At 58.2% G+C, this 12,523-nt stretch carries 12 protein-coding genes; 2 read left to right on the top strand and 10 right to left on the bottom strand.

All coding sequences use genetic code 11. The features are described from left to right. Positions 1-83: 83 nt before the first annotated feature. From BCM02_RS15145 to fsa, 5 genes are all read right to left on the bottom strand, one after another. Positions 84-908, bottom strand: a complete 825-nt coding sequence (locus BCM02_RS15145; protein ID WP_148929938.1) for an alpha/beta hydrolase — start codon at positions 906-908, stop codon at positions 84-86. Further along, positions 905-1,972, bottom strand: a complete 1,068-nt coding sequence (locus tag BCM02_RS15140; RefSeq protein WP_148929937.1) for an ABC transporter substrate-binding protein — start codon at positions 1,970-1,972, stop codon at positions 905-907. Before BCM02_RS15140 ends, BCM02_RS15145 begins: the two co-directional genes overlap by 4 nt. Before the next feature lie 49 nt (positions 1,973-2,021). Then, the gene (locus BCM02_RS15135) at positions 2,022-3,224 is read right to left on the bottom strand and encodes a helix-turn-helix domain-containing protein (protein WP_246183385.1); all 1,203 of its coding nucleotides are present in this window, start codon (positions 3,222-3,224) and stop codon (positions 2,022-2,024) included. Positions 3,225-3,468: 244 nt separating this feature from the next. After that, a complete protein-coding gene (locus BCM02_RS15130) occupies positions 3,469-3,756 on the bottom strand; it encodes a hypothetical protein (RefSeq protein ID WP_148929936.1) in 288 nt (95 codons plus the stop codon). Positions 3,757-3,930: 174 nt separating this feature from the next. Next, positions 3,931-4,605 (bottom strand): fructose-6-phosphate aldolase, encoded by a 675-nt coding sequence (gene fsa, locus BCM02_RS15125; protein ID WP_148929935.1) that lies wholly within the window; start codon positions 4,603-4,605, stop codon positions 3,931-3,933. Between the two features lie 170 nt (positions 4,606-4,775). On the opposite strand from fsa, the gene BCM02_RS15120 reads away from it, so the two are divergent. Then, the gene (locus BCM02_RS15120; RefSeq protein WP_148930150.1) at positions 4,776-5,654 is read left to right on the top strand and encodes a LysR family transcriptional regulator; all 879 of its coding nucleotides are present in this window, start codon (positions 4,776-4,778) and stop codon (positions 5,652-5,654) included. 204 nt (positions 5,655-5,858) lie between these two features. Next, entirely contained in the window at positions 5,859-6,980 is a 1,122-nt protein-coding gene (locus tag BCM02_RS15115) for an acyltransferase family protein (protein WP_187434229.1), read from the top strand. A 250-nt stretch (positions 6,981-7,230) separates the two neighbouring features. Here the strand turns inward: BCM02_RS15115 and BCM02_RS15110 are convergent, their stop codons facing one another. From BCM02_RS15110 to BCM02_RS15090, 5 genes are all read right to left on the bottom strand, one after another. After that, positions 7,231-7,665 (bottom strand): hypothetical protein, encoded by a 435-nt coding sequence (locus BCM02_RS15110; RefSeq protein WP_148929933.1) that lies wholly within the window; start codon positions 7,663-7,665, stop codon positions 7,231-7,233. Between the two features lie 157 nt (positions 7,666-7,822). Further along, positions 7,823-8,161, bottom strand: a complete 339-nt coding sequence (locus tag BCM02_RS15105) for a hypothetical protein (RefSeq protein ID WP_148929932.1) — start codon at positions 8,159-8,161, stop codon at positions 7,823-7,825. Between the two features lie 113 nt (positions 8,162-8,274). Beyond that, positions 8,275-9,039, bottom strand: coding sequence for an SDR family NAD(P)-dependent oxidoreductase (locus tag BCM02_RS15100; protein WP_148929931.1), 765 nt, complete (start codon positions 9,037-9,039; stop codon positions 8,275-8,277). Between the two features lie 173 nt (positions 9,040-9,212). Then, the gene (gene fhuB / locus BCM02_RS15095; RefSeq protein WP_281288190.1) at positions 9,213-11,234 is read right to left on the bottom strand and encodes a Fe(3+)-hydroxamate ABC transporter permease FhuB; all 2,022 of its coding nucleotides are present in this window, start codon (positions 11,232-11,234) and stop codon (positions 9,213-9,215) included. Between the two features lie 83 nt (positions 11,235-11,317). Continuing rightward, a complete protein-coding gene (locus tag BCM02_RS15090) occupies positions 11,318-12,415 on the bottom strand; it encodes an ABC transporter substrate-binding protein (RefSeq protein WP_148929929.1) in 1,098 nt (365 codons plus the stop codon). Positions 12,416-12,523: the final 108 nt, after the last annotated feature.

The raw sequence follows: 12,523 nt of genomic DNA, 5'->3' as shown, positions 1-12,523 counted from the left end.
CAACTGCAAGCGCAAAGCCCGGCAAACCATGGTTTGCCGGGCTTTCGCGCGCGATAGGCGCTCCTTGCTGACCTTCCTTCCCTCTAGTTGCCTTGCTCTTGGCTAGCCTCGGAAGACAGGAACCGCGGGATGCGGCTAAGGGTCGATGGCAGGACGCTGACATGCTCCTCGTCCGCGAACGTGACCCGCTCCAAGAAGACGCCCTTGTCCTGCAGCAGGCTCACGCGCCGCTCGACCTCATTCGTCCCTTCGAGCATGTCGGGCAGCTCGTTCTCGCCGATCGCCAGCAGCAGCCGAAGCGTCCGTTCGCCCTGCCAAGCTTCGGAGAACGCGTCCAGCTCGCGAATTACCTCGTTATCCGCCCACCAGACCGATGGACTGCCCGCGATGACGTGCGAGAAAAGATGCGGCCGGGCCAGCAGCGCGTGCAGCGTGAACAGTCCGCCGAGCGAATGGCCGACGATCGCCTGCCTGTTCTTGTCGATCGGCCATTCCTCGTTAATCGCGGGCAGCAGTTCGCGCTCCAGGAAATCCAGAAAGTCGTCCGCGCCTCCGTGCGGCGGCCAAGGACGGCCGTCAGGCCGCTCGGGCAGCGTCCCTCCGCTTGCCGGCATCGTGAAGTCGCGGCAGCGACGCTCCATATCGAACGGCTCCCGCGACGGGTAGCCGATGCCGACGACGACAATCGGGTCGAATCCTTTGGGCTTGCGCGTCTGCAGCTTGACCGCCTCCGCGAGCGTGCCGAACAGCGCATCGCCGTCAAGCGCGTAGACGACGCCGTATCCGCTGGCGGGCGGCTCGTCCGCGGGAGCGGCGACCATGATGCGGTACGCCAGCCCGTTCGCCGACCGGAAGCCGCATTCGAAGCATCGTTCCGGCGCGTATGGAATCTTGACTCTCGTCCTCATGGCGCCAGGAACCCCAGCACATCGTCGATGACTTTCCCCTGCGCGATGTAGCCGCCGCTCAGCCAGTAGCCGCTCGAGGTCTCGTACACGCTGCCGTTCTTCACGGCCGGGACGTTCTGCCAGATGCCGCTCGCCTTTAAGTCCGCCAGCGCGGCGTCGCCCAGATGGCCGTCGTTCACGAGGAAGATATAGTCGGCCTCCAGCTGCGGCAAAATTTCGAGCGAGACTTCGAAGGCTCCGCCTTTCACCAGCTCGCTCTGGCCAAAGCCCAGATCTTGGGCGAGCACCGCTCCGCTATAGGTGTCTCCGCTTAGGAAGAACATCCCTTTCGCATTGAAGCGGATGATCGCCGCCTTCTTGCCTTCCGCGATTCCGGCGAGCTTCTCCTTGGCCGAGGCGACTTGCTCCGCATAGCGGGTCGCGGCTTCTTCCGCCTTGTCCGGCACGCCCAGCAGCTTCCCTAACGTCGCGATCGAGCTCCGCAAATCATCCGATGCGCTCTCGAACACATAGGTAGGCGCGATCTTCGCGTACTGCTCGTACACGCCGTTCTCCGCATAGAATTTATTGTGGAGGACGATCAAATCCGGCGTCTGCGCCAGCACGGCCTCCGCGGACGGAGGTCCGCTGGCGAAGCTCATCTCGGGCACGCCGCTCAGCCGGTCCTGCAGGTAGAGTTGGGGCTCTACGCCGTTCGACCATTGCATCGCCGGCTGGATGCCCAGCGCGACCATCGAATCCTCCATCATAGGGGCGAAAACGCGGACCGGCTTGGCCGGAATCGTCATCTCGTGGCCCAGCTCGTCGGTTACCGTCAGCGGATAAGCCGCCTCCGAATGCTCGGCTCCCTGCGCAGCCGATGCCGCGTCGTTGCCTGTCGCCTCCCGTCCGGCGTTGACGGTTGTCCCGGACGTCTGCCCCGAGGCGGCATTGGAAGCCGGCGCGCCTGCCTGCTCGCTATCCGCGCTCGAACCGCATCCGGCAAGCGCTCCCCCCGTCAGGATAAGGGCGGCCAGCAGCGCGGCCCGTCCTTTGCGTATGTAATTGTTAGGTGTGACATTCATGTGTAACGTTAACCCCTCTCAGTGATTATCATTCTCATTGTGAGGGTAATTATAGCTCGCTTCCTTCGGGTCGCCCATGGACCGGAACAGGAGCGAGCGTTGGATTTTTCCCCGTTAACAGCAGTACCGTCTCCTCCAGCATGCGGCTAACCGCAACGGGTGAGTATTCGAACCACGGATTAGACGGGAGCTGATACACGAACCTGTTCTTCACCGCCTTCAAGCTTCGCCACCGCTCATCGTGCTGCAGCGACAGCCACTGCATGCGCGTGCCGGCATCCGGACAGACGAGCAGCATGAGACGATCCGGATCTATCGCGGCCAGCTCCAAGACCGACAGCGGTTCATTATACACTTCGCTCAGTCTTGGAATCGCGGCCAGCTCCAAATCGCGGTATATCACGTCTCGGATGCCCCTGTTGACATACATGTAAAGTTGATCGCCCGACAAACGAAGCGTAAGGAACCGATCCGCGCCGACCGCCTCCCGGATGCTCTGCTTCGCCTGGGCGGCATTGCTTTCGTAGGCGCGAATCCACCGGTCCGCGCTCGCCGACCTGCCCAGCGCTTTGGCGGTTTGCCAAAGCCTGCCTCTCCAATCCTCCGCGTCGATCCGAATCAGCTCGATGGCGCTCGATGCCAGCCATTCCTCCATGGCGGCCTCGCATGACTCCTGGATCAAGACGGCATCCGGTTTCGCGGCCATGAGGCTCTTTATGTTGTCGGCATCCTTGCCCGAGTCCGGCGCTTCCAAATGCACGCGAATTTCGGATTGGTAGTAATAGTGGTAATAGGGCGACCATTTCGGGTCAAGCGGAGCCGCGACCGGCACGATGCCGAGCGGGAGCAAATAACCGATCGATGACGCGGACAACGCCGCGATGCGCTGCCGGGCGCTTCGCCCGAACACCGACGGCGAGACGCCGACCTCTTTCTTGAATTTGCGGCTAAAATAATATTCGTCGCTGTAGCCTACGCTTCTGGCGACCTCCCGCATATAGAGGTCCGTCTCCCGGATCAGCTGCTTCGCCCTGCCGATGCGCAGCCCCGTCAGATAATCCATGACGCTGCGCCCGGTCGCCTTCTTGAACGCTTCGCCGAAATAATTCGGACTCAGCCCGGCCAATTGCGCCAATAATTCGATCGACAACGGCTCATGGTAATGACCTGACATATAGGCGCGCACTTCATCCATAGACATCCGCGCCGCGCTGCCGTCCGAGGCAGGAGTAGTTTTCGTATGATCGAGCACGCGATACCTCCTAACTGGAAAAATCGACAAGTTTAATTGATAATAATTATCATTATCAATTAAATCATAAATCATTCCGCCGCGAATGGCAACATAGAAGCTGACGAGACCTATGCGAAAACGCCCTGTCGAACAGAGCGCTTCGCCATTCGTTCATTACAAAAGAGTCGTCGCCGCTCCGAATCGTCTATCGAGCCGGTGATGCGAATACCAGCCCCTGCGACGGCGATTCTCCGCGCGACCGTTATGGACGACGCTTGCCCGCTCCCTTGACGCCCCCCCCGATGACCGCCCCGACGATCGCGACCGCCGTCGCGCCCCATACGAGCATATAAGCGAGACCAAGGCCGATATTCGCATCCTCGTACTCCCCTTTCCAGTCATCGTATTGGCTGTACAGCAAAAGGAAAGCCAGCGCGGCGAACGCGATCGCGACGACCGTACGCCCGGTTCGTCCCGTCATGCGCGCGCCTAGCGCCAAAAACGATGCGCCGAGCAACGCAATCGTCGTGATCAGCATACCATCCCACATACCCAAGCCTCCCGTCGAAATCCTCTCTATCCCATTTATACAGTTCCCCGCCGGATTCTAACCTCGCGACAACAAAAAAAAGCTTTGAACCCCGGTTTCAGACCGGAATTCAAAGCGTCAATTAGCCAGTACGCATTACACTTACCGTTCTTGCAGATGGAGCATCAATGCGGATTACACTTTCAGTTCAGCGGTCTTCTTCCAGTCGGCCGCGAACTTCTCCATGCCTTGATCCGTCAGCGGATGTTTGGAGATTTGCTCGATAACCGTGAACGGAACCGTCGCGATGTGCGCGCCGGCCATCGCCACGCGCGTGACGTGATCCGGATGGCGGACGGATGCGGCGATGATTTGCGTATCGAGGTTATGCGTGCGGAACAGCTCGGCGACTTTGGAAACGAGCAGCACGCCATCTTCGGAGATGTCGTCCAGACGGCCCAGGAACGGCGATACGTACGTTGCGCCCGCGCGAGATGCAAGCAGTGCCTGATTGACGGTGAAGATGAGCGTTACGTTCGTTTTGACGCCTTTCTTGGTCAGGTAGCGGCAAGCTTCCAGACCGGCCAGCGTCATTGGCAGTTTAATCGTGATGTTTTTATCGTTGTTGTTCAGCTTGATCAGTTCGTTCGCTTGCGCGATCATTTCTTCCGCCGTCAGCGCGTCCGGCGTCACTTCCGCCGATACGGATTCCACTTCGGGCACTTCGCGCAAAATCTCTTCGATGCGGTCTTCGAAACGTACGCCTTCCTTGGCTACCAGGGATGGGTTCGTCGTTACGCCGGACAACACGCCGATTTTATAGGCTTTCTTGATATCGGCCAAATTCGCGGTATCGATAAAAAACTTCATGATTCATTGCCTCCGTTCGTTTTTTGGTCTCACGGTAATCGGGCTTGCTTCTCTCGTGCCACTCCTGGCATTTCTGGTCTCTCTTTTCTAAGTCCCATTACATCAACTATAATACGATTAACCAATATATGCGTAATTAATACATTTCACAGGAGCTATAGATCGTGTCTATGACCAATAACTACGAACTTTACAAAGTATTTTACTGGGCCGCCAAGAGCGGCAGCCTGTCCCAAGCCGCCAAATCGCTGTATTTGACCCAGCCGAGCGTCAGCCACGCCATCAAGCAGCTGGAGGAAAGCCTAGGGTTGACCCTCTTCTACCGGACGTCCAAGGGCGTGACGCTGACGCAGGAGGGTACCGTGCTTTACTCCTACATCGAGCAGTCCCAGATGCTGATTTCGCTCGCCGAGGAGAAAATGAGCGCGCTCAAAAATCTGGACAGCGGGGAGCTTCGGATCGGCGGCAGCGATTCGCTGTTCAAACATTATCTGCTGCCGTACCTCGAGCTCTTCCACCGGACCTACCCGGGCATCCGCCTCCACCTCAACCACGGCACGACGCCGGAGATCATCACCTTCTTGAAGGAAGGGCGCATCGACATGGGGGTCGTGCGGATGCCGATCGTCGACCCGCAGCTCGCGGTGAAAGAGAGCCTGCAGCTGCAGGATTGCTTCGTGGCCGGGGCCGCGTTCTCCGGGTTGAAGGACCGCGTCATCACGCTGGAAGAGCTGCTCGAGCACCCGATCATCCTGTTCTCGCGCAACAGCCGGGCGCGCATGGCCATCACCGAGCTGTTCCGGGGCTACGGGTACAAAATCAAACCGGGCATCGAGGTCGGCAGCGTCGACCTGCTGATCGAATTCGCGCGCAAGGGACTCGGCCTCTCCTACGTGGCCAAGGAGTTCATCGCGAAGGAGCTGGAAGACGGATCGCTGTTCGAAATTCGGCTGGACGTGCAGCTGCCGCCCTCGCACGTCGGCATCATGACGCTGCGCAGCGTGCCGCTGTCGGGCAGCGCGAGCAAATTTCTCGAACTCATTCAGTAAAGGGTTCGGCAGGCGAGCTTGCGATAGAGTTTTTGCATGGCGATATGCGGGGCACGCTAATCCATGGTTGGCATGCCCCGTAAATCGCACGCGATGCCGATTCAATTCTGCTCTGACTCCGCGGCTGCCATATTTAAAATAAAAATAGATACAAATTGTATCATGACTGATATAATCAAGACAAAAATAGAGGTGATGCTAGTCATGAATAGTGATCGTTTGAGACTTTCTTGGATTGATGCAATTCGAGGTTATGCAGCGATTGCGGTAGTTATTTACCACCTTTGGGAAATCAACAGCCGTTTTCTGCATTTTGAGGCCGGAACAACATTACAGCGCGTTTTGGAATTTTTCATTCGCGATGGATTAGATATTGGTAAAATTGGCGTTGTCATGTTTTTTGCGGTTAGTGGATTTGTTATCCCGTACAGCTTGCTCAAAACCAAGGAGTTCAACCTTTTGAAATTCGTCTCAAGCCGTTTTTTTCGGCTTTATCCCTTATATTGGCTATCCATTATTCTTGCGCTGGTCGTAATGGGAACGAAGTTCGGAGGATTCCAAATCGCTGCCAACGCTACAATGTTTCAGAGCTTTATCGGCGTTGAAGACATGTTGGGCGTTTATTGGACGCTACAAATTGAACTTATCTTCTATATACTTTGCGCCTTGTATTTCTTACTAGGGATTATACAGAAAAGCAAATCAATCTTACTTAATATGTATTTTTGGTTGATCGCCTCTTTGATGTTGGCAGCGGCCCGCTATGTAACTGAAATTAACCTTCCAGTAGCTCTTACCCTCGCGCTCTCTGTCATGTTCTTCGGAATGGCTTGGCGTAAACTTAAACAAAATGAAGGTACGATTCAAGTGAGATCGGTTTACATTTGGATGGCGTCTTTTGCGCTTTTTATGTTCCCGATATCTTATCTCGCTTACGCGGACGAGTGGTTACAGTATGCCATGTCATATATCGTTGCCCTGGTTATTTTTCTTGCTTTTTCGAAAGCCTCGCAAAAGGAATTCAAAATTTCCAGCTATTTCGGGAAGATCAGCTATTCGGTCTATTTGCTGCATCCGGTTATTGCTCTTCCCATGTTTAACGCGATTATGAAAACAGCATGGGGGCAATCTTTGGGATTATATGGGGTGATCATACTCTGCTTGGTTGCCGTCGTTATTGCATCCTCTATCACATTTCGATTCATCGAGCAGCCATGCGTGGATTATGGAAGAAAGGTCACCAATAAGTTAATCGATCAATTCACAAGAAGAAGAAAAAGAGGCATAAAAACGGATCCGTCCGAAGCGCCGTCCACCATAATATAGCAAATCCTTCTAAGCCCAATATCCAATGGCTCATACCGCGTGCCTGCGGCGAAACAAATTTGGTAAATTTCCCGAGAAGAAGGCTCCCAATCGTCTTTTAACGACTTTGGGACACCTTTTTGTTGTTGCGAATCGATAAGATCGGATTCGGATACTCACCGCCCTAATTCATGACGGAACCGCACGTCGGCATCATGACGCTGCGCAGCGTGCCGCTGTCGGGCAGCGCGAGCAAATTTCTCGAACTCATTCAGTAAAGGGTTCGGCAGGCGAGCTTGCGATAGAAGCGCCGTCTTATCCGGGCGATCGACCGGCGAAGGACGATGGACAACATCACGCCGGCGAACGATCCGATCAGCAAGCTCGCCAAGGATAGCGGGAACCCCACGACGAGCAGCAGGATGCCGGCGCCGTAGTCTTCTTCCGCTTCGTTCGGGCTTGTTAACGCGTGCCTGCCGGCGAACATGATCAGTTGGAACAAGAGGAAGAGCAGAAGGTTCGTCATCATGACATACCCTCTTCCGCGGGCGGTCATTGCCGTCAGCGCCGTATGGACCGCGAGCATGAGCACGAACAAGGCGCAGATGACGATGAAGTCGGCGTAGTTCAGCAGATACGCGAGGAACACCATGGCGAAGCCGCTGTGCACGAACGGGGACAGGCTCAATTCTATGGCTCTCCGCAAGCTGCGCACGTCCTTCCTCAAAGATTGTTACTACCATTATAAGGGAACGTCCGCGATCGCAAAAAGCGCAAAAAGCACGAATGTTTTTTCTTATTTTTCGCGCTCGGTGCGCACAAAAGAGCGCCTGCATGATGCATGCGCTCTTTGACGTGTACATTTATCCCGCCATAAAAAGCAGATACTCGCTGACCAGCACGACACCACCAAGCGCGATGGCATATACCGCGTCATGGTTGGCCGCTCTTGCTTGGACGATGTGTACGATGCCGGTTGCGATCCCGAGCAGCGTGAATCCAGGTATGACGAAAACCAGCACGCACAAGTTGATTGTTACGATCACAACTGCAAATATATACCAAGAAGAACTCACTTCTAAAAGTGGTTGAAACGACATGACCAACAGGCTGGCTACTAGCAAGACCGCTCCGGCAATCGCCATTCTTCTGGCAAACTCCGCATACGACAAGCGTTCGTTTTGGGCTACGGCATGATTCACGAATAGGAACTCCCTTATGCTTGCGATTCGATCTCGCACTTCCTCATAAGCGAATTGTAGCGAATCCCCCAACCAGCCGGCAGTACCAATTTCAAGTAGTACCCTTATTACCGCTAATCCATGACCGAGCCGCACGTCAAGTTCGCGATCGCGCCCGTTATGGCGCTAGCCCGGTCGGAAGCCATAAGCACGGCGGCGTCCGCCACCTCGCGCAGCGTCGGAAGACGTCCCAGCGCCGTTCCGTCCGTCATGTACGTTCTTGCCGGCGCATCCTGGTCGTCCCATGTCTCCGGAATCGCATCCGACCGCAGGCAGACGACCCGTACGCCTTGCTGGCCGACCTCGCCGGCCAGGCTGCGGGTGAATCCTTCGATCGCCAAGCATGCCGTGGAGAAGCCGCCGGTCAAGTGATAGCGTCGGTCACGTCCGGACAAGCTGGCTGCCGACGTGGACAACGTCAGAATAACGCCCGACCGCTGCCGGACCATATACCGGGCCGCGGCCGTCGCCGTGAGGAAGTACGTCTGGACGCCGGTCAACACCGGCAGGGCGAAATTCTCGCACGCCATCTCCAGCAGCGGCGTGCCCTGCAAATCCCCGCGAATGCCGATGGCATTGAACGAAATATCGATGCGGCCCGAACGGCTTGCGATTTGCTCCATGTGATGCTCGATCGCTTCGCGGTCCAGCGCGTCCACGGCCGCCGCTTCGGCCTCCCCGTCCTCTTGCGTAATCTCCCTGGCAACCGCCTCAACCTTGTCCAACGTGCGCCCGGCCAGGTAGACCTTCGCGCCTTCGCGGGCGAACGCCCGGGCGGCCGCGCCGCCGATTTTTCCGCCTGCGCCGTACACGACGGCAATCTTATCCTTAAGCAGCATGCAGCATCCTCCTTAATGGTGGTATGGGATGAAAGCTAAGCCTACCTCCATCTTACCCGAATGCGGCGATCCTGGCTTCTTATCAATTGCGGGATCGTCCCCTCGCTCGGAGAAACGACGAAAAAAGCTCCTCCCGCCCTAGCTTGCAGGGAACGGAAGGAGCTTTCTTCGCGCTATTTGGCCGTACGGGATTTGAACATCAGGAAAATCAAATACGGCGCGCCGATTAACGCGACGACGATGCCGGAGGGAATCTCGCGCGGCGACAGCATGATGCGACCGATCCAGTCGGCCGCGACGAGCAGGATCGCGCCGAGCAGCGAGGACAGCACCATGAGTCGTCTATGGTTCGAGCCGACGAGCATGCGCGCGGCGTGAGGCGCGAGCAGGCCGATAAAACCGACGGCGCCGACGGCTGCCACCGCCGCGGAAGCCAGCACGACCGCAAGCAGCGTCACGAGCAGCCGGGTCCGGCGGACCGGCAGGCCGAGCCCGGTCGAGCTGTCGTCCTGGAAGGACAGCAGATCGACCTTGCGCCCCATCCACCAGCCGATCGGCAGCAGAACGAGCGCAAAGGGCAACACTTGCGCGAATTCCGGCCAACTGCGCGCATAGGTGCTGCCGGCCAGCCACGTCAGCGCCGGGGCCAACGTTAATTTGGCATAGACGACGAGAATATTGATCAGCGCCGTGCCGGAGGCCGCGACCGCGATGCCGACGAGCGTCAGCACGGTCGGGCTCAGCCCCCTCCGCCAAGCGGCGGCGTACACGATGACGGCCGCGGCAATACCGCCGATGAAGGCGCCGACCGGCACCCAGCCGGCCGGCAGCTGCGGGAAAACGACGAGGAGCAGCATCGCGCCGACGCCGGCGCCGCTCGAGACGCCGACGATCTGCGGATCGGCGAGCGGATTCCTTACCGCGCTCTGCATGAGCGCTCCGCTCGCCGCCAAGATCATGCCGACAACGGCGGCGGTGAGCAGTCTTGGCAGCCGCAGCTCGAGCAACACCTTCTCGTGAAGCTTCGTGCCGTTGCCGGTCAACGTCGCGATCACTTCGCTCACGGACAGATGCAGCGTGCCGCTCATCAGCGCCGCGATGCTGACCGCGACCAGCAGCACGGCCGATACGATGACAAGCGGGACGAAAGGCAGACGTCTGACAAGCGACCCGACGCTCATCGACGATCGGCCCTCCAGCGGAGACGAGGAGGCCGCGTGCTTGGAGGCTTGAAGCGCAAGCCATATGATCCACGGTCCGCCGATGAACGCCGTCACCGCTCCCGCGGGCAGCTCGCCGACCGCGCTGGCCGCGAAGCCGCGGGCGACCGTGTCCGCGCCGACGAGGATCGCCGCTCCCCATATCGCGCTGACCGGCAGCAGCAGCGCATGGTTCCGCATGCCGGAAAGCTTGACGATATGCGGCGCGAGCAGACCGATGAAGCCGATCGGCCCGACGACGCTAACGCTGACGCAAGCCAGCACGATGCCGATCGCCATGGCGAACATGCGGGTGCGGCCCACGTTCTGGCCAAGCGAGCGGGCGCTCTCCTCGCCGAAGGCGAGCAGGTCCAGGTGGCGCGATGCGAGCAGGACCGCCGCAATGCCGCCCAGCACCCACGGCCAGACGAATTGGACGCCGCTCCAGTCGTTCTGGTTCAAGCTGCCGGAGCCCCACACGAACAGCCCTTGCGTGTCTTGTTCGAACAGCATCATCAACGCGCTCGTCACCGAGGAGAGGACAAGCGTCACGATCATCCCCGACAAAGCGATCCGGATCGGCGTCCCTTTGCGCCCGCCGCCCATCCCGAAGACGGAAAGCGCGGCCGCGCCGCCGCCAAGCACGGCGAATAAGAACGCATACTGATGCAGCAAGCCCGGCCAGAAGATCGTGCCAATGACGACGACCAGGAAGGCGCCGGCGTTGACGCCCAGCGTCGTCTCCGAAGCGAGCGGATTACGCGTGACGGACTGCATGAGCGCGCCGGCCACGGCTAGCGCGGCGCCGGACAGCAGCCCCATGACCGTGCGGGGCAGCCGTACCCCGTTGATGGCGCGATGTTCGGGCGTATCCTGCGGCCAGAAGAGCGCGTCGACGACGGTCGACGGCGATAAGGCTTTCATCCCTTGCGTCAAGCTGAAAAAGGTCAGCGCGATCAGCAGCAGGCTCCCTCCGGCAAGCATCGCCAACGGCATCCAGCCCTTCGCACGCGAGGTGCGACGGGCTGGAGTATCGTTCGACGGAGAGGGAGCGGTTACCCGTTCCTCCGCTAGCTTCATTATTGACCTGTCAGGACGCTAACGGCGCGTTCCGCGAGCAGTTTCGCGGAGTGAGGACCGCCATATGGCCACGTGTCGCCGCCAAGCGCGAATACGCGGTTTTCTTTGACGAAGTTCAGACCGGTCCAAACCGTGTTCTTCTCCAGCACGCCCAGGACGTTGTCTTCGTTCGTAATGTGCAGATAGTTGGCATCCGGCACTTGCTGCAAGAGCTCTACGCCGCCCTGCGTGTAGCCGTATACTTCGAATTGCGTCGGCTTGAACGTATTCTTAAGTCCGATCTGCTCCAGCACTTTAATGGCAAGCGCATTATCCGTGGAGACGCGGAACGTGACCGCGTTCTGATCGACCCATGGCATCGCCAGCGCGATCTGCGCGCCTTCCTTGCCGGCCGCCGCAAGCTTCGCTTTGCCGTCATCGTACGCTTGCTGCAGATCGGCGAGCACCTTGTCGGCTTCGGCAGTTTTGCCAACGACGTCCGCGATCGTCTCGAACGTCGCGATCATCTCTTGGTATTGGTCGCCTTGACCTTCGGCCGGATACGGATCGAACAACAGCGTCGGCGCGATCGCGTTCAGCTGATCGTACGTCGCTTCGTGACGGAACTTCACGCCGATGATCAGATCCGGCTCGAGCGCCGCGATCGTCTCCAGGTTCGGCTCTTGGCGCGTGCCTACGTCGGCCACGTCGGCCGAGAGCGCGGTCGGAGGAGACACCCATTTTTTCATATTCTCGATATCCGCTACGCCGGCCGGCTGCACGCCGACCATCAGCAGATCTTCCGCGTACGTCCATTCCAGCACGACAATCTTCTGCGGCACGCCCTTAATCGGCAGCTCGCCGAGCGCGTGTCTGATGTTGCGCGTCTCGCCTGCCGCGTCGGCCGTGTCGGCTGCCTGCTCGTTAGCGCCGGCATTCGTCGAAGCTGCATTGTTCGCGCTGTTGGCGCTATTAGCACTATTAGCACTATTAGCACTATTAGCGCTGTTCCCGCTGTTCGTGCTGCTCGCATTGTTCGCGTTATTCCCGCAAGCGGTCGCCAGAACGAGCACGATGGCAAATACGATGAGAAGCGTTGACTTTCTTAACCCTGACACAATAGTTTCCCCCTAGATGTGTATGATGCCTTTCCTTGAAGCAAGAACGAACACAATTGATAATCATTCTCAAATCAACTGAGCCTATGATAATCGTTCTCAATCATG

Source organism: Paenibacillus methanolicus (assembly GCF_008124765.1).
GTDB classification, from domain to species: Bacteria; Bacillota; Bacilli; order Paenibacillales; family Paenibacillaceae; genus Paenibacillus_Z; species Paenibacillus_Z methanolicus.
This window is presented reverse-complemented; position numbering and strand designations above follow the sequence as displayed.